At 53.3% G+C, this 23,939-nt stretch carries 22 protein-coding genes; 5 read left to right on the plus strand and 17 right to left on the minus strand.

Annotation, left to right across the window (positions count from 1 at the left end; translation table 11 throughout):
* Positions 1-104 precede the first annotated feature (104 nt).
* The 3 genes from KGP16_RS20900 (at position 105) to KGP16_RS20910 (ending at position 3,617) form a co-directional block, all read left to right on the plus strand.
* Complete coding sequence (locus KGP16_RS20900; protein WP_021806145.1) at positions 105-989, plus strand: MBL fold metallo-hydrolase; 885 nt, start codon at positions 105-107, stop codon at positions 987-989.
* An 18-nt stretch (positions 990-1,007) separates the two neighbouring features.
* A complete protein-coding gene (locus KGP16_RS20905) occupies positions 1,008-1,646 on the plus strand; it encodes a DsbA family protein (RefSeq protein WP_218518952.1) in 639 nt (212 codons plus the stop codon).
* A gap of 237 nt (positions 1,647-1,883) precedes the next feature.
* A complete protein-coding gene (locus KGP16_RS20910) occupies positions 1,884-3,617 on the plus strand; it encodes an ABC transporter ATP-binding protein/permease (RefSeq protein ID WP_021806147.1) in 1,734 nt (577 codons plus the stop codon).
* Between the two features lie 464 nt (positions 3,618-4,081).
* Here the strand turns inward: KGP16_RS20910 and agaF are convergent, their stop codons facing one another.
* The 6 genes from agaF to agaR are packed head-to-tail and all read right to left on the minus strand — an operon-like array spanning position 4,082 to position 8,762.
* Positions 4,082-4,516, minus strand: a complete 435-nt coding sequence (gene agaF / locus KGP16_RS20915) for a PTS galactosamine/N-acetylgalactosamine transporter subunit IIA (protein WP_094981498.1) — start codon at positions 4,514-4,516, stop codon at positions 4,082-4,084.
* Between the two features lie 10 nt (positions 4,517-4,526).
* Positions 4,527-5,420: a PTS system mannose/fructose/sorbose family transporter subunit IID gene (locus tag KGP16_RS20920; RefSeq protein ID WP_024485029.1), complete on the minus strand. Its 894-nt coding sequence runs from the start codon at positions 5,418-5,420 to the stop codon at positions 4,527-4,529.
* Positions 5,410-6,189: a PTS N-acetylgalactosamine transporter subunit IIC gene (agaW, locus tag KGP16_RS20925; protein ID WP_021179850.1), complete on the minus strand. Its 780-nt coding sequence runs from the start codon at positions 6,187-6,189 to the stop codon at positions 5,410-5,412. The genes KGP16_RS20920 and agaW overlap by 11 nt, the downstream gene beginning before the upstream one ends.
* A 14-nt stretch (positions 6,190-6,203) precedes the next feature.
* Positions 6,204-6,680, minus strand: coding sequence for a PTS N-acetylgalactosamine transporter subunit IIB (gene agaV / locus KGP16_RS20930; RefSeq protein WP_021806150.1), 477 nt, complete (start codon positions 6,678-6,680; stop codon positions 6,204-6,206).
* A gap of 1 nt (position 6,681) precedes the next feature.
* The gene (locus KGP16_RS20935) at positions 6,682-7,965 is read right to left on the minus strand and encodes a D-tagatose-bisphosphate aldolase, class II, non-catalytic subunit (RefSeq protein WP_094981496.1); all 1,284 of its coding nucleotides are present in this window, start codon (positions 7,963-7,965) and stop codon (positions 6,682-6,684) included.
* Between the two features lie 20 nt (positions 7,966-7,985).
* Positions 7,986-8,762: a transcriptional repressor AgaR gene (gene agaR / locus KGP16_RS20940; RefSeq protein WP_037375671.1), complete on the minus strand. Its 777-nt coding sequence runs from the start codon at positions 8,760-8,762 to the stop codon at positions 7,986-7,988.
* Positions 8,763-9,458: 696 nt separating this feature from the next.
* Here agaR and KGP16_RS20945 point away from each other — a divergent pair.
* On the plus strand, positions 9,459-10,673 hold the full coding sequence (locus KGP16_RS20945) for an MFS transporter (RefSeq protein WP_094981495.1): 1,215 nt from the start codon (positions 9,459-9,461) through the stop codon (positions 10,671-10,673).
* Positions 10,674-11,039: 366 nt separating this feature from the next.
* Here KGP16_RS20945 and KGP16_RS20950 read toward each other — a convergent pair whose 3' ends face one another.
* Positions 11,040-12,692 carry a multidrug ABC transporter permease/ATP-binding protein gene (locus tag KGP16_RS20950; RefSeq protein WP_223500277.1) on the minus strand — a complete coding sequence of 551 codons (1,653 nt, stop codon included), beginning with the start codon at positions 12,690-12,692 and terminating at the stop codon, positions 11,040-11,042.
* A 506-nt stretch (positions 12,693-13,198) separates the two neighbouring features.
* Between KGP16_RS20950 and KGP16_RS20955 the strand changes: the two genes are divergently transcribed.
* Positions 13,199-13,750 (plus strand): tyrosine-type DNA invertase, encoded by a 552-nt coding sequence (locus tag KGP16_RS20955; protein ID WP_021806154.1) that lies wholly within the window; start codon positions 13,199-13,201, stop codon positions 13,748-13,750.
* 166 nt (positions 13,751-13,916) lie between these two features.
* Here KGP16_RS20955 and KGP16_RS20960 read toward each other — a convergent pair whose 3' ends face one another.
* The 10 genes from KGP16_RS20960 to KGP16_RS21005 all read right to left on the minus strand — a co-directional run bounded on the left by KGP16_RS20960 (position 13,917) and on the right by KGP16_RS21005 (position 23,932).
* Entirely contained in the window at positions 13,917-14,582 is a 666-nt protein-coding gene (locus tag KGP16_RS20960) for a response regulator transcription factor (protein ID WP_021806155.1), read from the minus strand.
* Between the two features lie 66 nt (positions 14,583-14,648).
* The gene (locus tag KGP16_RS20965) at positions 14,649-15,242 is read right to left on the minus strand and encodes a response regulator transcription factor (protein WP_021179842.1); all 594 of its coding nucleotides are present in this window, start codon (positions 15,240-15,242) and stop codon (positions 14,649-14,651) included.
* A gap of 359 nt (positions 15,243-15,601) precedes the next feature.
* Entirely contained in the window at positions 15,602-16,141 is a 540-nt protein-coding gene (locus tag KGP16_RS20970; protein ID WP_021806156.1) for a fimbrial protein, read from the minus strand.
* Positions 16,142-16,212: 71 nt separating this feature from the next.
* Positions 16,213-17,358 (minus strand): fimbrial protein, encoded by a 1,146-nt coding sequence (locus KGP16_RS20975; RefSeq protein WP_037375677.1) that lies wholly within the window; start codon positions 17,356-17,358, stop codon positions 16,213-16,215.
* Complete coding sequence (locus KGP16_RS20980; RefSeq protein ID WP_223500278.1) at positions 17,349-19,901, minus strand: fimbria/pilus outer membrane usher protein; 2,553 nt, start codon at positions 19,899-19,901, stop codon at positions 17,349-17,351. The genes KGP16_RS20975 and KGP16_RS20980 overlap by 10 nt, the downstream gene beginning before the upstream one ends.
* A gap of 104 nt (positions 19,902-20,005) precedes the next feature.
* Entirely contained in the window at positions 20,006-20,680 is a 675-nt protein-coding gene (locus KGP16_RS20985) for a molecular chaperone (RefSeq protein WP_021806159.1), read from the minus strand.
* A gap of 99 nt (positions 20,681-20,779) precedes the next feature.
* Positions 20,780-21,304, minus strand: a complete 525-nt coding sequence (locus tag KGP16_RS20990) for a fimbrial protein (RefSeq protein ID WP_021806160.1) — start codon at positions 21,302-21,304, stop codon at positions 20,780-20,782.
* Between the two features lie 499 nt (positions 21,305-21,803).
* The gene (locus tag KGP16_RS20995; protein WP_021179836.1) at positions 21,804-22,352 is read right to left on the minus strand and encodes a tyrosine-type DNA invertase; all 549 of its coding nucleotides are present in this window, start codon (positions 22,350-22,352) and stop codon (positions 21,804-21,806) included.
* A 592-nt stretch (positions 22,353-22,944) separates the two neighbouring features.
* Complete coding sequence (locus KGP16_RS21000) at positions 22,945-23,679, minus strand: SDR family NAD(P)-dependent oxidoreductase (protein WP_223498295.1); 735 nt, start codon at positions 23,677-23,679, stop codon at positions 22,945-22,947.
* A 4-nt stretch (positions 23,680-23,683) separates the two neighbouring features.
* A complete protein-coding gene (locus tag KGP16_RS21005) occupies positions 23,684-23,932 on the minus strand; it encodes an acyl carrier protein (protein WP_209554722.1) in 249 nt (82 codons plus the stop codon).
* Positions 23,933-23,939 lie beyond the last annotated feature (7 nt).

The following is a 23,939-nucleotide window of genomic DNA, read 5'->3' on the forward strand; positions in this document are numbered from 1 at the left end:
GCTCGATTTACGCAATTAATAATTGCTTATTATCCGGTTTTTCTCTCGTTCTATGCAACCTATCATCTGGCCAACGACAACAAATACCTAAAAGGCACCTGCACATGTTTAAGAAATCATTACTGACCCTGGCCGTAACCGGCTTCGTTTCATTCAGCACCTTCGCCAATGCAGCTAATACGTTGACCCTGGAAGTGTATAACCCTGGCGAAAAGAGCGTATTCCCGGTCTCCTCCGAGATTGTCAGCGGCCCACACGAAGTGGCGCTGATCGATGCCCAATTCCAGCGTAACGACGCGCAGGAACTGGTGAAAAAGATCAAGGCCACCGGTAAGAAGCTGACCACGGTCTACATCAGCCATTCGGATCCGGATTTCTATTTCGGCCTGGACGTGATCAAAGCCGCCTTCCCAGAAGCAACTATCATTGCTTCACCGGAAACGATCAAAGCGATCAATGCGACCCAGGCAGGTAAACTCGCCTATTGGGGCCCCATCCTGAAGGAGAATGCACCGAAAACCGTGATCGTGCCGCAGCCGTTGCAGGGCAGCAGCTTTAGCATCGATGGCCAGCAGGTCGAAGTGAAAGGCCTCAATGGCCCAACGCCAGACCGCACCTTTGTGTGGATCCCATCGTTGAAAGCCGTGGTGGGTGGTGTGCCGGTAGCCGGTGACAATATTCATCCGTGGATTGCGGATAATCAGACCATCGAGTCACGCGCTCATTGGCAGCAAACGCTGGAAAGCATCAAGGCGCTGAAACCGCAGGTAGTGGTTCCGGGGCACTTCCTGCCGGGAGCGGCGCAAACGCTGGAGTCGGTGACCTTTACCCACAATTACCTGACCACGCTGGAAAGTGAGTTGCCAAAAACCAAGAATTCCGCGGAACTGATCGCGGCCATGCAGCAGCACTATCCAAAGCTGCAAGATGGTTCTAGCCTGGAACTGAGCGCCAAAGTGCTGAAAGGCGAAATGAAGTGGCCGCAGTAAAGCGGTAGGAGCAAAAACATGACGACCCTGCATTACATTTTCGATCCGCTGTGCGGCTGGTGTTACGGTGCAGCACCGCTGGCCAAGGCTGCCCAGGCTATTCCGGGCCTGACCGTTGCCCTGCACGCCGGTGGCATGATGACCGGCAATGCCCGCCGAACCATCAACGAGGAATGGCGCAATTACGTGATGCCCCATGATAAACGGATTGCCGAGCTAACCGGCCAGCCCTTCGGCGACGGTTACTTCAACGGACTGCTGCGTGACACCACGGCGGTGATGGACTCTGAGCCACCGATCGTTGCGATCCTGGCCGCTGAACAGCTCGCTGGACGGGGCCTGGATATGCTGCACCGCATTCAGGAAGCTCACTACCGGGAAGGACGACGTATTGCCGATACGCCGGTGTTGGAAGCGCTGGCGAGTGAGCTGGGCCTGGATCCTGCTGCCTTTATTGCCGAGATGCGTTTGAACAGCGGCGCGCCAACGACACAGCATATCGCCGACAGCCGCGCACTGCTTGCCAAAGTCCGAGGGCATGGCTTCCCGACCTTTGCCCTGGAGGATACTCAAGGGCGGCTATCCCAGATCCCCGTGCAGGAGTATTTGGGGAATGTTGAAGGCTGGAAAGCCTTGCTGAAAGATGCCGTGAAATAAATCTGTCGGGGCGAGCACATGTTCGCCCCGAACATAGTTGTAACAATTTCATTATGTGTTGTGATTTGCCGCCGCGCCAAAGACGCCCTCGCCTTACGCTACTCAACGTTTCTTGCGCTCGTTTTATCTCCGCTGTATTGCAAATAATGAGCCACGTCAAAACTGCTTACATGTGGCGGTTTGTTTGTTACCAGCCTCGTGCCCATGCTAGAAGAAAACGATACCTTCTGGATTTTCATGAACACGAGCACCACACAAAAACGGGCCGTCTGGCAGTTGATCAAACCCTTTTGGGTTTCGGAAGAAAAATGGCGCGCCTGGGCGATGCTGATCGCCATCGTTGGCCTATCCCTGGGGCTGGTCTATATCAGCGTGCTGATCAACCAGTGGAACCAAGTGTTCTATGATGCCCTGCAGAATAAAAACTACCCGGTATTCAAAGCCCAACTGTGGCGCTTTACCTATCTGGCGTTGGCTTTCATCGTGCTGGCGGTCTACAAGATCTATCTGACCCAGGGCCTACAGATGCGCTGGCGGCGCTGGATGACGGAAAAATTTATGGGCAAGTGGCTGGCGCATCAGGCCTATTACCATACCGAACAGCAGCAGATTATCGATAACCCCGACCAACGTATCTCCGACGATCTCAACGTCCTGACCCAGTACACCTTATCTTTGTCGCTCGGTCTGCTTTCCAGCCTGGTGACGCTTTGTTCGTTTATTACCATTCTCTGGCATATCAGCGGGCCGATGACCTTTGTGATCGCCCAACATACCATTACCCTGCCCGGTTATATGGTGTGGTTTGCCCTGCTGTACGCGGCGCTGGGATCGTTGCTGATCTGGTGGGTAGGCAAGCCGCTGGTTATGCTCGGCTTTAATCAGGAACGCTATGAAGCGAACTTCCGTTTCGGGCTGATCCGTATCCGTGAAAATAACGATGCCATCGCGCTGTATCACGGTGAACCACGTGAGAAGCAGCAGCTAAGTAACCGCTTTGAAGCCATCCGCAGCAACTGGTGGTCGATCATGCGTATCACCCGGCGGCTAAATATCGCCAGCAACTTCTACGGCCAGTTTGCCATTGTCTTTCCGCTGCTGGTGGCGGCACCACGCTATTTCTCCGGTGCGATCCAGATGGGCGGGCTGATGCAGATCTCCTCCGCGTTTGGCCAGGTGCAAGGCTCGCTGTCGTGGTTTATCGACGCGTTTTCCAATCTGGCCACCTGGAAAGCCTGCGTTAACCGTCTGGCTGGCTTTAACGCGGCGGTGGACGAGGTCCATAACCTGACCCGCGGCATCAGCCTGCAACAGGAAGACCACTCACCGCTAATGCTGCGCGATGTTGGCCTGACGTTGCCCGATGGACAGCCGCTGTTAAGTGCGGCAACCATGACGCTGCAACGCGGCGAGCGCGTGCTGGTCGTCGGCCCTTCTGGCTGTGGTAAATCTACGCTGCTACGTGCGATTGCCGGGATTTGGCCTTACGGTTCTGGTGAGATCGGCCTGGATAAACATCTCACTACGCTGTTCCTGCCGCAGCGCAGCTATATCCCGATCGGTACGCTGCGTGAGGCGCTAAGCTATCCACACCAGGATAAAGACTACAGCGATGAGCAGTTGTTGAAAGTCCTGGAAAACTGCCGGCTGAAGCACCTGCAACGCTGGCTGGATACCAGCGCCAACTGGAGCCATCGGCTTTCACCGGGCGAGCAGCAGCGGTTGGCGTTTGCCCGCGCGATCCTTACCCGCCCGGATGTACTGTTCCTGGATGAGGCCACCAGCGCGTTGGATGATGAAACCGAGCAATTGATGTATTGCCTGCTGGTTGACGAACTGCCGGAGGTCACGCTGGTCAGCGTGGCACACCGCAACAGCGTGGCGAAATATCATCAGACCTGCTGGCGTTTCAGCCGCGACGAACATGGCCCGGCCCAGATGGCGCTTAGCCCGTTGCCGATACCGAGTTAGCCTCAACATACCCCTCACCCTAACCCTCTCCCACAGGGAGAGGGAACCGATCGAGTTTAACTGAAAGTATCGTGACCCTTCATAAGCATCGACTGATCCACCTTGGATAAGGAGTGCTCGAGGTTGCTGATATGATCTCTATACTGCCAAAAGAGCAGGGGCTATCAACTCCCACAGGCAGAGGGAACCGATCGAGTTTAACGGAAAGTATCGTGACCCTTCATAAGCATCGACTGATCCACCTTGGATAAGGAGTGCTCGAGGTTGCTGATATGATCTCTATACTTCCAAAAGAGCAGGGGCTATCAACTCCCACAGGCAGAGGGAACCGATCGAGTGTGTTTGAAATTGTAGTGACTCACCCTGGATCAAGGGGGCTCGAGGTTGCTGATATGATCTCTATACTTCCAAAAGAGCAGAGGCTATCAACTCCCTCTCCCTGTGGGAGAGGGTTGGGGTGAGGGTCAAATCCCATCAGCCTCGGCGTTGGCGCATTTCACCTTACGCCGCTCATGCCACAGGCTGGTCAAACCGCGTTTGCCGCAGGCCAGCGCCATGTCACGGAACTCGATCAGGCTCAGCCCTTCGCGCTCCAGCATCATTTCGGCAGCCAACTGCATATTCACCCCGGTCAACACCTCACAGTTGCCATGCGCATCGGCCAACTCGCAGGCACTACGGAAAGGCGATCCCCCCAGCATATCAGTAAGGAAAACCACGCCGTCCGCTTGTTCTACCGCTTGCAGCGCCGCACTCAATGCGACTTTCAGCTCCGCCGTCCCCATATGGACCGGGAAGTCCACCGCGATACAGGCAGGCTGTTCCCCTACCACCTGCTCTACCGCCTGTAGCAGGCCACTGGCGAAACCGCCGTGGCCGGTAATGACAATTCCTGGCATGTTCTCTTCCTCACAGTAAACCGATAAATTTACCCACTACGCCAATCACCACCGTCACACCGATCAGTTTCACCGGTGAGAAACCGCGCTTCATCAGGAAGAACACCAGCAACGTGAAACACAGCGGTAACAGGTTGGGCATCAACTTATCGAGCACGTCCGTTTGCAACGCCACGGTGGCCTTACCGGCATGCATGATCAGCGGCGTGGAAAGATGTACATAAGAGGCCACCAGCGCGCCGATGACCGTCATGCCCACGATTGACGCCGCATGGGATATTCGTTTGGTATGGGTTTTCAACAGCGTCAGCGCACTGGTGCCCGCCTGATAGCCATAGTGCGCCAGCCCAAAGCGCAGCCCGAAGTGGAACACGTTGAACAACAGCAGGAACACTATCGGCCCGAACAGGCTGCCTTCCAGCGCCAGAGATGCCCCGATGCCCGCACAAATCGGCAACAGCGTCAGCCAGAATAGCGCATCGCCAATGCCTCCAAGCGGCCCCATCAGCGCCACCTTCACCGCTCGAATGGTGGAGACTTTCTCCTTGTTTTGCTCCATCGCCAGCACCAGTCCCGAAAGGAAGGTGACGTCGAAGGGATGCACGTTGATAAACTCCATATGCATCTTCATCGAATTCGCCAGATCCTGAGGATTGCGGTGGATCTTGCGCAAGCCAGGGATCAGGGTGTACAGCCAACCACCGGCCTGCATACGTTCATAGTTGAACGATGCCTGCAGCAGCAGCGAGCGCCAGGCCATGCGGTTAATATCGCTACGCGTCAGCGCTTCTGCTGGCTGGCTATCAACATAGTCATCCTGCTCTACCTGGCTGGTGGCCAATGCCTGTTCCAGGCGTTTTGCTGCCTTTTGCGCCAGCAGATCGTCAGAATCATCAAATGCCATCTTCGGCGTCCTCCGGTTGAACAGGCTTTCTGGTCACATCCGCATCTGCCCGTTGACTGTTAAAGAAATCGATCAGCGCGATCGCCAATGCCCCCAGCGCCACCGCCAGGATCGGCAGCTTAAGGAACGTCACCGAAATAAAGCCGAGGATGAAATACGCCACGTAGGTTTTCTTCATCATCACTTTCATCAGCAGTGAGAAGCCGATCGCCGGCATCATGCCACCCGCCACCGCCAGCCCATCCAGCAGCCAGGTCGGCGCTTTCTGCACCATGGCGCTGGCCGCATCGGCACCGAAGTAGATCGGCAAAAACGCCACCACAAAGTAGAAAACAAACAGGATGCTGATGCCGAGGTAGTTCACCCGCTCAACGCCGCGCCAGTTCAGTTCCTGCACCATGCGATCGCAGCGGTGCATCATGGGTGAAAACGCGGTGAACAGCAGCGTGATGCAGCCCTGTACCGCAATGGCGAACGGCACCGCCACGCCAATGGCCACCTTGGGATCGGCCTTGGTGAGGATGGCAAACGCCGTGCCGACTACCCCGCCGATCACCACGTTAGGCGGTTGCGCACCGGCCAGTGGCACCATGCCCATCCATACTAGTTCCAGCGTCCCGCCCACCAGCAAGCCGGTGGTGACATCCCCGAGGATCAGGCCAACCAGCGGCCCCATCACTACCGGGCGGTGGAAGTGGGTCAGGCCGTCGAACAGGTCGACCCCGGCCAACCCCGCCAGCAATGCAATCAATAACGCGTCAGTTAACATGCTTCCCCCTGCGCTCAAGCGAGCAGTTTGCCTATCGCTTCACCGGCTTCATCCGGCACCCGGCGCACCTCGCAGGCTACGCCCAACGCCGCCAGCTCACGAAAGGCGGCAATGTCATCGTCATCCACCGAGACCGTTTTGTGGATTTGCCGTTTTCCTGCGGCGAAGTGCATATTGCCAACGTTGACGAAGGTGATGGGTACCCCGCCTCGCACCAGCGTCAATACGTCCTGCGGCGTTTTACACACCAGAAAAATCTTTTGCCGATCCGCCGCCTTATGGATCACGTCGATGGTTTTTTGCAGGGTGAAGTACCGAGTCTGCACGCCATCCGCCACCACCATGTCCATCAGGTTTTGCTGTACCGGATCGGCAGCGGCGTCATCGTTGGCTACTACCACCAGATTGGCTCCCAGCGTGTTGGTCCAGGTCACCCCGACCTGGCCATGCACCAGGCGGTTATCGATACGGGTCATCAGAATATTGGGCATATCAGCGCACCTCCGGGTAACAGGCTGAGTGGTAGTCGTCGAGCACCTGGGTAATTTTGTGGATCACCCAATCTTGCGGATCCTGGCTCAGCTCACCGGCATTCAAGGCCCGTGCCTGATCGGGTAAATACTGGCTGAGCAAGGCCAGCGGGATTGGGTTGCTCCGTAGATTGTCCATCAGCGCATTCACTGCCTGCTGAACCTGTGGCTGCGGCCAGTAATAGCGCACGCGATCGCTCAGGCTGTAGTGCCGGTCCAGATACTGTTGATGCGGGCTGCCGTGATAATAGCGGCTCCACTGCTGCGGCTGTTCACGCATCACCTGCTCAAGCGTGGCGCACAGCTGGGCTGAACAATGCTCCCCCAACCATTCACGTTCGATCCGATCGAGGGCAAACAGCGCCTCACGCAGCGCAAAGGTGAGCGCCGGGCCGACTTTCAGAATGGCGAAATGGTCACGCACCAGTTGCGAATAAGCCTTCGGTGCCTGGTAGTCGGTCGAATGGGCCTCATACAGCAAACCCGGTTGGCGTTCGATAAAGCGGCTCAATTCCTGCGCCGCCTGCGGTTGGTAATGTTCGACGCTGTGATGGTCGAACTCGACGCCGGGTTGCACTACCAAGGCGATCACTCGTGACCAGGCGCTGCTCAGCTCTGCCTGCTGCCAGGCATGACGGTGCGCTTCTAACGTGGCGGAGACTGCCTGTGGCGTAGTCACCTGGATGCCTTGCAGCGTTTCCTGCGCACCGCCCGGCACCGGTACTTCGGTTCCGATCACATATACCGGAGCTTCACCACCCGCTTGCTGCCAGGCTCGTTCTGCCACCGCACACAGACGCGCCGCACGCTGCGCCACCACTTCATCACCCAACGGGGTGGGATCGTCAGCGCAGGACATGGAGCAGTCGAGGTGGATCTTGCGAAATCCGGCGCGCACATAGTCGTCAATCAGGGTTTCGGATAGCGCCATCGCCTCTTGTGCCGGGCGGTCTTGCCAGGCGTTGGGGCCAAGATGATCGCCCCCCAGCCAAATAGCGCTCCTTGGTAACCCGATGTCATCCGCCATCTGCCACAGCGCATCACGAAACTGTGCGGCGGTCTGGCCGGTGTAGCCGCCAAACTGGTTAACCTGGTTTGACGTCGCTTCGATCAATACCGGCGTGCCACGTGCCTTTGCCTGCCGCAAGGCGGCCTGCAATACCCAAGGATGCGCGGAGCAAACGGAAAATATCCCCACCGGCTGGCCGGCCTTGTGCTGTGCTACCAGTTGTAACCACTGCTGCATGAATCCCCCATGAGGGCGCCCTACTCGCGATCGGCTATCACCACATCTACGCCTAAATCGCTGAGCGCCTGCTGATAATCTTGTGGAAGACGGCTATCTGTGATCAGCCGATGAATTTGCCCGACTTCGCGGATCATGCAAAAGCTCTTGCGACCAAACTTGCTGGCATCCGCTACCGCGATTATTTCGCGCGCCACCTCGCACATCACACGATTGAGGTGTGCCTCACCGGGGTGAGGCGTAGTGATCCCCGCAACCAGATCGAAACCGTCGACGCCCAGAAACAGTTTGTCGAAGCGGTACTGGCGCAATTGCTGCTCGGCAGCCGGGCCATAGAGCGAATAGGAGTTCTGCCGGACGCTTCCCCCCAACACCATCACTTCCACCCCGTCGTAACCTGACAGCTCATAGGCAATGTTCAGCGCATTGGTCATCACCACCAGATCGCGGCGCGGTTTCAACCAGGGCACGATCTGGGCCGTGGTGGAACCGGAGTCCAGGATCAGCGCATCACCGTCACGCACGTAGCTTGCTGCTCGGCAGGCAATCTGTGATTTCACATCGCGGTTCAAGCGCCCCTTGTCATGTAGCGGGCGGTCGAAGGCAAACTGCTGGTTGAGCATCGCCCCGCCATAGGCACGCAGCGCACAGCCTTTACGTTCCAGAAAGCGCAGATCGTTGCGGATCGTCACCGTGGAAACGGCAAACTGTTTGCTGAGCTGTTCCACCCGCACGCTTCCGTGCTCGCAGAGCAAATCGATAATGTGTTCACGTCGTTTAGCGGTGTTCACTGGCATGAGCAATAGGTCCTCAGGTTTCCGGTTTTGGCCGGGAGATGATGGCTTTCGCTCTACTGCGGCGGTATTACAACAAAGCGAAAGCAATGAAATTGTGATCGGGGTTACAGGGCAGTTTTAGCAGTAAATGGGAGTAAAAAGCTTTCGAATCGAAATGAAATGAAACTATTTCCTCGGCGGGCGCGAGAAAAGTGAAATCTGCCGCAGGCCGATAGGGCGGCAGGTTAAGAGTATGTGAAAAATAGCACAGTGAAAGCGGCTTTGGCGGGCAGCAGCGAAAAGGCTTTTCTTTCCTTAGGTGATCAACATCACAAAACTGTTAATTGGCTCAGTTTAGCCAACCGACACCCAGGTGGGTCACCAGACCGACAATCACCAAAATCACGATCACGGCGATGGTGTAAAGCACAATACGGCGGGGGCTGTAGAAAGAAGACATAGCGATTCCTCACAATAAGTTTACTGCCGTTACTATCCGTTATAGCGGGCAATGCTGCCAGCAATAGTTTCCCTCGCGTTGATCAAAGTCACCTGGTGGGTGCCAAGCGGCGCTTCCTTAACCTCTTGTCAGGCGGGGATATCTTTCCTAAACTGGCGCGTAGATACTGGCAGCCCTGCCTGTACGTAAGCGTTAACGTCAATCAACGCATCTCGTCATGCAGTAATGATTGGCTGCATGCCTGATGCGAGGATCTCATGCCCCAACCCGAACCATCCGCAAATTGTGTTGTTAAACGCAGCCGTTTGACGCGTTTCTTATTGCTGGCCGGCATCATGCTGGTGGCGGCTAACCTGCGCGCTCCTTTAACCAGCGTAGGCCCGTTACTGGAACAGATCCAGCGCCAACTGATGCTTTCTGCCACCGCTGCCGGGTTACTCAACTCCCTGCCGCTGATCCTGTTTGCGGTGTTATCGCCATTAACGCCGTCGCTGGCCAAGCGCATCGGAATTGAGCGCACCCTTGGGCTGGCGCTGGCGCTGCTGGTCGCCGGGATCGTGCTGCGTTCACAACCTTGGGATGGCATGCTGTGGTTGGGGACGGTGCTGATAGGCGCGGCCATCGCCTTTGCCAACGTGGTATTACCCACGCTGGTAAAACGCGATTTTCCTCATCGGGCGGCAGTGATGATCAGTACCTATGCAGCCGTGATGTCACTGGTGGCCGCTATCGCCTCCGGCATGGCGGTGCCGTTAGCGGCATTCAACGATAACGGCTGGCGTTTTTCATTGCTGTGCTGGAGCCTGCCGGCGTTTATCGCGCTGGCGATCTGGCTACCCCAACTGAAGCGCAAGCCCACTCCGGTTACCCGAACCGGCACGCCGGTGGCCGCAGAAACCTTTCGTTCCCCCTGGAGCAGCGCCCTGGGTTGGCAGGTGGCCTTGTTCATGGGGCTGCAATCCATCACCTTCTATACCATTATCGGTTGGTTCAGCGCCTTTGCCGCCAGCCACGGCACCTCACCGCAGCAGGCGGGCTTCGAGCTGTTTGTTTATCAGATCGTGGCGATCGCCGCCAACTTTGTGATGGTGTTTGCACTGCCACGCGCGCGCGACCAGCGGGGGATCGCACTGGTCAGTTCGCTGTTGATCTTTATTGGCGTAGGCGGATTGCTGTTGCTGCCTGCCCACTCGCTTATCTGGTTGATCTTTGCCGGGCTGGGGGCGGGGAGTTCATTGGTGCTGGCGCTGTCCTTCTTTGGTCTACGCAGCCAGCACCATCATCAGGCAACGGTGCTGTCAGGGATGGCACAGTCTATCGGCTATCTGCTGGCCGCACTGGGGCCGACCTTGTTTGGCCTGGTGCATGATTTGACGCAAGGCTGGACGGTGCCGTTGACGATTTTGCTAGGGTTAACGCTGCTGCAGATGCTGTTCGGCATCTTGGCCGGGCGTCGCAAGATTATCGGCTGAACCGGGCACGGCATGATCTTCCTCCAGCCAAAGATCTTCAATAAAGCGCTGTTGCCGCTCATTGAGCTGCCAGGATGGCGGAAATTTTAGCGTTTCCGCTAGTGGGACCTCTGTGGTGGGAATGAGTGAGTGATTATGCATCGGCGCGTTCCTGCTCCCCTGACTACCCTGTTGCCAATTAAAATCGGTACCACAAGCGCACTGTCATGTACCGTTTTCCCCAAGACACAGAGTAAATCATTGGCGGCGATTTTGATTATCGATATAAACAATCACTCAACTAGCCTAAACCTATGAGGCGACAGATATTCCTCAACCGACTCGCTATGTCGGGGCGAATATTAGCGCCCCGGCAAATTAAGCAATTCAATCAAGCTGGCTGACGGAGTCCCGGCTCGCCTGATGGCGCTTATCCCCAATCAGTTCGCTCAGATGGCCATCTCGCATTTGCAGCAGGCGATCCGCATGTTCAAAGTAATGGTCGTCATGGCTGATGGCAAACACGGTTTTTCCCATTTCGCGCAGCTGAGGCAGTAATTCGCGGTAGAAAGTACGGCGGAACTGGGGATCCTGATCCGCCGCCCACTCATCCAGCAGTAAAATATCCCGCTTTTCAGCCACCGCCAGCAACAGGGCCAGGCGCTTGCGCTGCCCTTGTGACAGTTGCGGATTGGTGACGCGCGTACCGTCGAACTCCAATTTGCTTTTCATTTTCAGGCGCTGCAACCAGGTTTCCACCAGTTCGGCGTCCGGCTGTTCCCCTTGCGGCCCCAACAGATGGTGAAACTGGTAGAAATCCGTAAAGATGGCAGAGAACAGGCGGCGATAATCTTCACGATCGGCGACCGTAATCGGTTGGCCATCCAGCAGGATCTGCCCACTAACGGGCACATACAGCCCAGTGAGCAGCATGGCCAGCGTCGATTTACCGCTGCCGTTGCCGCCAATCAGGAATACCAGTTCGCCCCGCCGTAACGTCAAATTGATCGGCCCAACCGCAAACCCTGATTGCTGTTCGCCCGCCGCATAGTGGAATGCCACGTCGCGCAGTTCCAGCGTTTGCCACGTACGAGCCTGTGGAGCCGGAAATGCCGGATCATAGTCTGCCAGTTTGAGCGCCTTCACTTTATTGAAGGCCACTTCGGCCGCAATCAGCGTCGGAAATGCCCCAACCGCCTGTAATAAGGGGGTACGCAGGAACAGTAAGGTCAGGGAATAGGTCGCCGCTATCGTGGTGTTCGCCCAACCCAAGCTGTTCGCCATATAGAACACCAGGCCGATGGCGCCCAGCATCATGATATTCGACCAGTTCACGGCGCTAAGGTGGAAGGTATCTGCGCGGATAATATGGTAACGGTAGTCACTGGCATCGGGCTGGTAAGCCTGCTGGAATAACATTTTTGCCCGATCGCGGTTCAGCGCCAATTCTTTGCGCCCGTCGATCGCCGCTTGATAATGCAGATAGAGCCGCTCTTCCGCTTCGCGCACGCTGCTCAGGTGGCTATAAACCCGCGAGACCAGATACCAACTTCCCAAAATGGTGATCGTCACCCATATCGCGGTCACACCCAGCATGGCAGGCGACAGCCAGCCCAGATAGGCAGCCGATCCCAGGGTCAGGATCACCCCCTGAACCAACTCCGGTAGGCGGACAAAAGCAATGGTGATATTGCGAATATCGCTCGACAGGCTAGCCAACAGTGAGGCACTGCCCAACTGCTCTAACCGTTCAATATGGGTATCCAATATGCGCTTTACCAGTTGGCCACGCAGCCGATAAACAAAATAGTGCCCCAAAGTGGTCAACGCCAACTGAGAACCGAGCGTAACAGCCATCAGCAGGGCCAACAGGCCGAGAAACTGCGGCAACACCACTAGCGGGTTACCCGCCGCTCCCATCAGTTGCACGTTAATAAATGCAATGATGCCAATCCCCAACGCCGCACTGGCCATGGTTAACGCCATTACCGCCAGAAACGGCCAGCGATACTGCTGGAACACCACCCGTAACAACTCCATCAGAAACCCTATTCAAAAATCATGCACTGGCGGGCATTGTAGTGGGCGAAAGCGTGATATCAATAACAATTCTCATTTTGTTGGGCGGGCAGATGCTGGCCCTGGCCTGCCCGTGCAGGCCAAACGCGGGGCGATAACTAAAGCCAATATAGAGCAAGCAGCTGTTTGTCTAGCTAAAAACATTATTAACACAATAATAAAAATCTCAAAAATAGGTATAAACCCAAAGATGTTCAAGTCTATTTAGATAAACAACTAACCTGTTAGATTGGTGGACATTTATAAATACACGATTTTTAAATCCATCAACCCGGGTTTCCTGATGATCAAGTGAGTTGATTTTTTCTTAATAAATAACCATTAACCCCGCTGCAAACCTAGTAATAAGATAATGCCGCAGGATTAATGCCGCAGTAACACTGCTATTTTGTTTGCTGATCAGGGTATTCAATGTTTAAATGAATAAACACCCGTCATATTTGCTTTATTTAACTTAGGGATAGAGAATGACAAAACGCAAATATCTCAGCCATATTGAAATTGAGAGAATGATCTCCGCCGTCCCGGACGGTGCCAACGGTTGCCGCGATCGCTGTATGCTGTTGATGTGCTTTATTCATGGGTTACGCGTCAGTGAACTACGGGGGCTGCGGCTGGAGGATATTGACCTGGCCACCAACCGCTTACACGTATCGCGCCTAAAGAACGGTTTTTCAGTCCAACATCCTATTCAAATCCGTGAGCGTATCGCACTGAGCCGTTGGCTGGCAAAACGCCCAAGCTACCTGGAACCTGATAGCCCTTGGCTGTTTCTTTCTCGCCACGGTGGGCAAATTTCACGCCAACAACTTTACCGATTAATAAAGTCCTACGGTCAATTAGCCGGTATCGACGTCCAGGTCCATCCCCATATGCTCCGCCACTCCTGCGGCTATGCCCTGGCAGACAGAGGGATCGACACCAGGCTCATTCAAGATTACCTGGGCCATCGCAACATTCAGAACACCGTTATTTATACTGCCAGCAATGTTGAACGCTTCCGGGTAATACATATTTAACCCAACGCAGGCCACCGATTCAAACTGGTACCACATTTTTTACTTCGCAGATGTCGTTAGCCGTGCAACAGCCAATATTCTTACGTTATATATCAGAGACGATCACGATGGGCGGTATGCCCCGCCATACTTGATGACAGCAAGGCGGGGCAACGATTTCTAGCCATCAATCGGCAAACTGCTGGCTAATGTTTTTTCTCAGCGAGAACAGCTCGCTGTCGTTTTTAACCTGTAGTTTGCGCATGGCATTACATTTGTGCGCGCTGATGGTCTTGATGCTGCGTTGTTGCAGTTCAGCAATTTCCCGCAGGCTCATCCCGTTGAACAAGAACGACAGAACATCATTTTCGCAGCGGGTCAGATGATGCAGGCTTGAAACATCTTCAGGATCGCTACGCGCCAGATAAGAGCCAATCAACGGGCTCAATACGCGCTCACCGTTAAATACCCGGTGAAAAAACTCCCCGACCAGCGGCAATTCATCCCCACGGGATACCACGCTGATATTGGCCACATCAAGCAGCTTGCACAGATCCTCCCCTGTCTGGCTGCGGGTGTAAACAATGACACGTAACTCAGGCTGCTGCGCACACAAATTAAGTAGAACTTCCCGGCACTGCGCGATGGTTTCATTCAGGCCATTAAGTTCGGTGATGAGAATATCGACGGGTTGGTACAGCAACCTTTCGGCAACCGCAGCCATGCTGGTTTCCTGCACGATAATCTCATTGGCGACGTTAAGCGTGCCAAGAAAGCAAGACAGCCCAGTAAGTGTGAGTGGGCTGCGATCCATTAACGCCAAGCCAAGCGGCTTTTGTGACAACGGTTGCATAGACGACTCCTGTATAAATATCTCGTTGATCCCATTCAGAGAACAAGTGCATAGCGGTATCAAGGGTTAGCGGGCAAACACCGGGCCGGTCTTTGCCATCCACTTGCCTTGCAAATAAAGTTCACCGTCATTCTGAAAGCCCAACTTGTGCATCGCATTGCGCTTATGGGTGCTGACGGTGCGGACATCACGGTGCATCATCAACGCCGCGGTGGTCACGCTTTTACCGGAAAACAGGTGCGTCAACACATCCAGTTCACGGGACGTCAAGGCTTTGCCAATGGCAGACTGACTGCTCAGCAATTGACGCACCTTATGGCTATAGCTGCGACAGCCCGATAAGACCTGCTTTACGCATTGCGCCAGCGCAACGCCAGGCTCCTGTTTGAGCACCAGCCCTTTGATACCTGATGCGGTCAGCAATTGCAGCACCCGAGGATCGTCAAGAGCGGTACACACGATCATCGCCGTGGTTGGCCAATGCTCCAGGCACTGCGCAATCAGCCTTAAACCATCCAGAACCGACTCTTCTTCACCACACAGTTCCATAATCAACAGCCGGGCCGGACGGTGGCGCATCAATCCTGGGATTTGCTCCAGATTACTGACCCGCTGTACCTCGTCCGTCAGTCCACAGGACTGGGCCAAAATATTACGCATTCCGAGTGCCGTGATGGGGCAAGATTCCATTACAATCACACCGTCCCCTTTTAGCCCATAAGGGCTGGGGGAATGCGCACTCCCTCTCTGATAAGTATGAACCACTGTCATATTAAACCTCCCATTTCTGCTAAATACCCTTTTTTACTTCCTTGATAAATTGGTGTGCAAAAATGTCATTCCCTCTCATATTTATGAGGGCTATCTTTTCTTGTTTTTATTGATCAAACAACACATTGAAAATAAAGTCAGCTACCAACAATTAATAAGCCCCAGGCAATTAACCCAACAGACACAGGTAAAGCTACCATAAAAAAGTGGGGCCAGGTTTTCTTATGGCTAGAGGGTATTACTGGTGATTACTGATAGGTGAGTGCCACCTGCACAACGCCCTCAATACTGCCTGGGGTTGCACCACCGTTAGTGCTAAAAGCGCGCGCCTTCAGCGGGAAACTCGCTTTATTGGTGGAGTGATCGACAGCCACGGTCATATCACTGCCGCTGCCCAACCGGCGATTAGCTGATGAACTGCCATCAACCATTTCAATCTGCACGGCACCGGCAGGATTGGCCGCCTCGTTCTTATACAAATCCGTGCTTTCCTCCGCTGCCGTACCGGTGAATGCCGCAGTAACGTTAGTGGTTGAAACTGGGCAGTCACTCAGATCCAGACTAAAACTCTGCCAATCGCTCCCCGCACCCGCAGTCAGAGTATGTGCCTTGATCTCCCCCAAATTCACGTTTACATCGCCCCCCACTGCATCGACCGTACATGGCGAAGCTTTAACCGTACCGGTGATCTTTATACGTGCATCGACCGCCAGAGCCGAGTAACTGATCCCCATACCACCGAGAGCCAGGCACAATGCAGTCGTTTTAAAAATTGCTTTCATATCCATAATAACTATCCTTCTCCATTTTAGTTAAACTTACTTTCGCAGAAAGTTCGAGATTGCCGATGCAAACGAGATTATTCCATTTTTACCGTAATAGTCGCGGTTGCCTCAAAGTCTCCAACTTTCGGTGCTTTGCCGGTCGTGCTAATAGGGTAGAAATTCAATGTCGTCTGACTATCGCTATTGATATTACCCAAGCCATTCATTTCCATTGATAGCCGATCTCCAGGCGAAATAACCTGAGTGTTCCCGCCACGTTTTTCCTCAATTCTGATCGCAATATCATCATTATTCGACGTCACCGAACCATTAGTGGTAGTGGTCTTCAGGGCAGTAGGATCATGAGGATTCACCTCGCCCTCAAACAGCAAGCTGATTTTTGCGCGCGTCGACAGGTTGGTACACTCCAGATACAGGGTTTCTTCATGTATCTGGACGGTACTTGGCTTTTGGCCTTTAACTTTAAAATCGGTGGACATAATGCTGCCAAAGGGCACGGTAATCATTGGATTTTTAAGTTCGCATTTTTGCGGCACGGTGATCTTACCGCTCATGCTCACTGAAGCCGTTGGTCTGCTCCCCCGGCCTACATTGGGATCCGAATTAATATAGACATCCAACAGGGGAGAATGCGTTATTGTCGACGTGCCAATAACCGCCTGCCTGAAATAGAGATGAACTAATCCTTGTGCACCACTATCATAGAGTACGCCCTTACAATCCTGAGGCCGGTTAAAAAAACCATTCCCCCGCCATCCGTTACCTGGGAAAGGCACAGGGAAATATTTATTGACGGCACCGGCAATATACACATCCATAGCAGCAGAAAAATCCTCGCTACCGCTCAACGAATAGAACTGCCTGCTACCATCCCCATCCGGCAGAGGCGCCCCCCTTGGGACAGCCATAATAAACGACTCTTTCATCCGAGTTTCGCTACCGCAGTCGCAGTTGACCCGATACCCGTCCCCCTCGTTCTGCCACACATTTTCGGCCTTATTCACCTCATAAAACGTCTTGCCAGCCGTGTTCTTATCCGGATGGTCGAACAACTGATTAAACGTAAAGTGATAACCCATAGTGGAGCCTGCAGGTTCGCACTGCCCGATGGCTGCCTGCGCCGATGGCAGGCTCCCCAATCCCAAGGCGATAACTCCCCCGATGGCTGAATAATGCACTAACGATTTCCATTTATTCATCATTAAAGCCTTTATAAACATTGGCCATTCATCAAACGGATCCCGGCGCTATCTTGTTGCTCCGGCACACTGTAAGACACTTGGCATTGCTGTGACGCGGCGTTGCCCCACTTGACCTGCAACTTGCCGCTACCGGCCATCCCAGAGAGGAATACCTGACCACCGTCACCGACGATGCTGCCGTTGTCACCCCCATTGCTATCGGTTACGGTGGCACCGAACGGTACTGGCGCCCCCTGCCTCAACAGGGTCATCAATACCCGCTGACCGACATTAGGTTTGAACTCGGCGCGCACGATGGCACCACGGGTTGGGATCACCGTCTGACTGGTTATCGTCATATCGACATCATCTGGCAGAGTAGTGGTATTTATCGCAATATTGTTTTTGCGATAAACCGTGGCATAAGGCACCACGGCATAGCCACGCCAGTCGGTCGTCACTCCTGATTGGTTGGCTATATTGACACCCTTGGCTCCCGGTGCTTTCACCAGCACCGCTGTCTCATTCATCTGTTGCGAGAGTGTCAAACCGTCTTCGTGCAAGAGGATCCCACCCTGCACACCGTAGTTGAGGCGTTGATCGGAACGGTTATAGCCATACCCCACGTTGACTCTGCCCAAGCCGCCACGATAGCCAAGGCTGCTATTGCCGTAAGCTCCGACTCCCTGGCTGGTGTAGCCCTGGCTGACGTTATAGCTCAGGTTATTACTGGGTAATGCGGTACCGTTCAGGCCGACTGAGTTACTGGTGGTGCCTTTACGGCTGGTATTCAGGTTGTAGCTTGCATAGCTGTCAGACAGCCTTCCACCCAATGGCATGCTGATATTTAAGGCGAGAATATGGTCGTCGTAGTTGACGCGTTCGCCGCTGCTGTCATAACCATCTCTGCTGAAGGTGTAGTTCAGGCCATAGCTGATACTGTTCCAGCTATTGTTATACCCGACGCTCACCGACTGGTTACGGCGCCGATCGTTCCAATAATCTTCGTTGTACAGACTGAGCGACAGTGAACCGGCACCTTCCCATAGCGTCTGGCTCATCGACAGTTCAGCACGGCTCTTCTTGTGATTCTGACTTTGTGATGTTTTGCCGCCGGTATAGGTATTTAACGTTTCCTGCAGCGTATAGAACCCCGCCGTAGAGTAACGATAGCTGGCCAAGGTGAAGCTGGTACCCGTTTCGACAAAGTTCTTGCCGTAACGCATACGCCACGACTGGCCGCGCTCTTTGGCAGAAAATTCAGGTTTAGACCAAGCCTGGGTAACATCGGCAGAAAACGCGCCGATAACCCCCATGTTTTGCCCCCAGCCGAGAGCCAGTGCCTGATATTTGCTGGCGGCCTGCACGCCGCCGTAGAGGGTGGCCCCACTCGGCAAGCCGTAGATCGCCGTGCCTTGAGTAAACAACGTATCATCCACGTTACTGTTGGATGAACGATATTGGCCGCTGGTCAGGCTGTATTTGAAACGCCCTTGCCGCTGTAACACCGGGACGGAAGCAAACGGCACCACTAACCTTTGCTCGCTGCCATCGCTCTCTTTAATGCTCACTTGCAGATCGCCGCTGCCCGCCGTCGGATAGAGATCGCTGATTTCAAAGGCCCCAGGTGGCACATAGCTCTGATAAATGACATAGCCGTTCTGGCGAACCGTGACCTGAGCGTTACTGCGGGCAATGCCTCGCACCGTCGGTGCATAACCCCTCAAACTCTCTGGCAGCATGTCATCATCCGAAGCTAACTGACCGCCACGGAAAGGCACGCTGTCAAACACCTCACTTTGGGAGGAGCTATCGCCCAGTATCAACTGGCTCTTCAGCGCCACGATATCGCGCTGTAAATAGGTATTGATGGAATCCCAGTGGCTTTCACCCTCAGAGTCACGATTCCAGGTTGAGTAGTTACGCAGACGCCAGGCGCCGAGGTTGATCCCTGAACGCAGGTTGAGATAATAGCTATTGCTGTCCGAGCTCTTACTGCTACGTGCCCAACTGTTGGCACCGCTAAAGTTATAGTTGACCAACAGCGCCGGTATTCCCTGATCCCACTGGTCTGGCGGAACATAGCCACGAACAGTCGAGTTCAATGCCGCCTGGGGGATACTGATGTCCAACCGCTGTTGATTAAAACGGAACGAGGCCGATGCCTGGGGAATGATCTGCGCCAGATTAACGCACTGCCCAGAGGCCGGGATAGCGGGGAAGGAAGCGATCTTCACGCCCATTGCCTCAAGCATATCGCTGCTTAGGCAAGGCTGCAGGCTATCCTCACCTGCCGGGCTTCGCTGCAGGGAGAAATCAAGATCCTGGGTATCGATCATCGCCCCATTCAGATAGATATCAACCCGGTACGTACCTGGGGCCTGAGTACGGCCATCTTCAAAAACCGTCAGATCAGCCCCTCGCTGAGACGGATTATCAAGCTCCAGCAGTGCCGGGTTAAAGTAATCGCGGGCCTGTGCGCTACCGGACATTCCCATTAACATGGCAACCTGACATGAGATCAACCAGGTCAGCGGGGTACGGTCAAATCCGCGCGAGCCTATACGCTTCGGGTTTTTCATCCATTTAACTCCATTTATCAGCCGTGCCAGTAAATTCCGGCAAGCCGCGTCCCTTCCCTGTACTACCTGTGCAGGGATTAGCTGTATTTAATCTGGTGAATGCCTTATAGAACCCCGATAAACGGTTTAGTAATACCGCCGTAATCGTTAATAACTTCCCAGCTCAATGCCCCACCAAGACTACCGTCGGGTAGTTCAAAGCGCGCACTGGACTTCGGTGCAACCATGCTGACATTTTTCAGCGGACTACCATTAACCTTGACTGAGAATAGCGTGATAAAATAGGGTGATGCATTGGTCACCTGAACCGCGTTACCGCTACGCTGCCAGGTCAATGTCTTGGCGGCGTCCTCTAACGTACCGGGTAACCCCTGTGGGCGATAAATCAGCTTGATGCGCGTCTTGACCGCAATTTGTAAACTGTTTTCCTGTTTCTTAGCCGAAGGAATAGATTTGATGTTCAGCCAATAGAGAGATTCTTTATCGGTCGGTAAATTCCCGCCAGCACGCACTACGCGTAGAATATTATTCTGCTCACCATCCAAACGGAATAAAGGAGGGGTAATGATAAATGGCGCCTTGGACGTGTCCCCTTCATGCGTGTCAACCCAGGACTGAATGAGATAGGGCACCTTATCCGGGTTATTAATCCCCAGAGAGGCTTCTTTTTTACCACCGTCATAAACCAGGCGCGTTCCGCCGACAATAATGCCCGCCTGTACCTGCGCACCAAAGGTTAGTAACAGCGCTGCGACTATTGTGCTCCGCCAGACTTTCATTGCTTATTCACCACTTCGGCCATTGAGAGAAAGGCCAGGGGATGGCTTTCGCCCCCCTGACCAGCCTTATACCGCCCGTATCAGCCGAGCGGATAAAACTTACTGATAGATAATGGTAAAGTTGCTTACTGCGTTAGCCTTACCCGCAGTGACGGTGGCTGAAGTCGCGTAGTAACGTGCAACAAACCCGAGCACGTTATCTTCGGTGCTGCTCAGCGGGTAAACGCTTGAATCCGTGTGCAGGTTAATCACTTTGTTGTTGTTGTCAGCAATCTGAACACCAACGCCAGTGGCAACACCTGGCTCATCGGTCAGCGCCAGAACGGCATCGTTACCCGCAACCTGGATACCATCAAAACGCACTGTCGCCGCTTTAACCGTATCTGGGCAGTCTTGCAGGATCAGGGAGAAATCCTTAGAGGCAGCAGTGACGCCAGCGCCACCCTTGAATGCGCCGACAAATACTTTACCCAGAGTAACGGTCTGGTTTTCTGAATCAGAATGCACAGTACAAGCTTGATCGATGATTTCACCAGCGAAGTTTACTTTGCCGTCTGCAGCGAACGCCGCGGTGGAAAACGCGGAGGCGGCCAGTACAGCCACGGCGAGCAGATTCTTGTTCATAGACTACTTTTCCTTTTAAATAATGCACTTCAAATACGCGCATTTGTTTATTTTTGACATAACCCTATGTCATTCCTTTTTATTTAGTTCATCGACTGAAACACGCCTGCGCAAATAGCAATGGGGCAGTAATACCTTTCCAGCCAAACGATTCATTTTGAACTAAAGTGACTCCTTTGGTTTAACGTGCCAAGGATGGCCTTAAAAAAAACAACGAATAGTTTAATGCTCTGAAAATTATAGGAATAAAAGAATTATGAGCTAGTTATAAAACAGGAAAGTTTCGATCTTGGATTTTTTTAGGTGGTCAAGTAAGAAAACACTTAAGGCTGGATGAGGGTTTATTATGGGGAAAATTATTTAACTCATTGTTATTTAATGACTTTATTAATCAAGATGAATTATTGAATAGTTAGTGTTGACATTATTTTTGAGTATCCTTAGAGTATGTTGCAATTTAGTTCAAAGTGACTCATTAGACATATTTTCCTTACTCAAATCACCATACTTCCTTGAACCGCCTGGCATTGCTTGCCGTATATAACACCGTATTCTGAATATTCCTATGGCCAAGAAAATCCTGAATCAAACGCGTATCAATTCCCCGGTCCGCCAAGGCAAAACCGCAGCCATGGCGCAGCATATGGGGATGTGCATTGACCTCTAGATTGGCCGCCTCACTGTAATTACGAATGAGCCAATAAATACGTTGGCGTGATAACCGAGATCCCCGGTTAGAAAGAAACAACCACTCGCTATCCGCACCACGATAATGTTTTCTCTTGGCCATCCAACGCTGTAAACACTTACGCTCGCGCACATACAAAGGATGAACCGTTGAGAAGCCGTTTTTCAATCGATGAATATAAATATTGCCACCTTCAAGATCGATATCTGACAGCCGCCAACTATTGATTTCACTCACGCGGCAACCATGAATAAAACACATATAAATCAAACAGTAATCTCTCTCTGGGTTCTTGCCTTTCAGCGTTGCCTCTAGCAGTTTTTCCACTTCGGAAGGCGTTAAATGTTTACGACTGGTCATAGTACCTCTTTGACTTTTCACCAAAATTATGTGGATTTTTCCTCCCTTTTATTTCCACAACAACGCTCAGGAGCATTGGCCCCTGCCTTCGGATAACATCCTGGATCCTACGCGGAGTATAGCCGATAAATAATTACGAAACAGCCAGGTCATTGAACAATGATAATTACCCATGATCTAACGCAAATTAGCTAACATTTAGATTAAAATCAGTAGTTCAGCTCAGCTATAGGTTAATAAAACAGCAAGATTAAATTGCGCAACATAATAACAACAGGATAAAAGCAATAAATACAACATAAAAAACCCTTGATGAAAAAATCAATAACAGTTAACCCCGGCAACCTAATGATCAGTAAAAAACAGTGGTGTTCGACAGTGGCCTCACCAGAGAATAATCCCAAAATAAAAGCATATAAAACAAATGATAAACATAGTTACTACCTATATAAAAAGGCAGCTTTATCGGAAAATACGCATAATGATTGGGTTGAAAATCAAACGGAGAAAAATAAATTCGCAGGAACGTACGGCAATAAAAAGGGGCACCGATAGACAGTGCCCCGACTTGATACAGGATGTATTAACGCGCTCAGACGGTCAAACCACCGTCTAGCACCAAAATTTGCCCCGTCATATAACGGCTATCATCACCGATGAGAAACGCGGTGGTACGCGCTACCTCGCTGGCTTTGCCCAGGCGGCGTAAAGGAATTTGCTTGCGCAGCGCCTTCAGCGCCTCCGGCGGAATGGCCTGTGTCATCTCGCTTTCGATAATCCCGGGCAACAGGCAGTTCACTCGGATACCAAAGCGCGCCACTTCCAGCGACAGAGATTTCCCCAGGCCGATCATCGCCGCCTTACTGGCCCCGTAGGCCGTTTGCCCGGAGTTGCCCTTGATGCCCGTCACCGAGGACATCAGCACCATAGCCCCTTCCCCCTGCGCCATCATGGCGGGCAGCAGGTGGCGGTTCCAATAAAAGATGCCGTTGAGGTTGGTGTCGATCACCTGCCGCCAGCGCTCGCCGGTTTGCTGGATATGCAAATCATCCAGCGTGATCCCGGCGTTATGGATCACCGCAAAAGGTGCACCGAGGCGTGCCAGCAACTGCGGAGCTACAAGGTTCACCGCCTGCTCGTCACTGCCGTCACACACGCAGCTTTCCACCCAGCCAGGCAACCCCGCGCAGGCTTCAATCACCGCCGCGCTGGCCGCCTTGCCGTTACGGCATGTGAACACCACGTTCCATTGCTTGGCCAACTCTTCCACCAATGCGCGGCCAATTCCCCGGCTCCCACCGGTCACTAACACCCATCGTTTAGTCATGAGATTACTTTTGTGCATCGGCCAGGTGTTGACAGAGTTCACCCAGCGTCATAGTCGGCTGATTGATGAACATTTCTGCGGTGAGCGTGGCTCCGAACTCGCGCTTCGCCAGCACCATCAGCTCCACATAGTCCAGGCTGTCCAGCTTCAACTGGCGCAGGGGCATCTCTGGCGCCAGATCGGCCATCCCGAGATCTTTGGCATCACAAATCATTTCCGTGACGGTGTCGTAAACCTGTTGGTAGTTTTCCATGGTTATA

Origin of the sequence: Serratia sp. JSRIV006, assembly GCF_019968685.1 — a bacterium.
GTDB classification, from domain to species: domain Bacteria; phylum Pseudomonadota; class Gammaproteobacteria; order Enterobacterales; family Enterobacteriaceae; genus Chania; species Chania fonticola_B.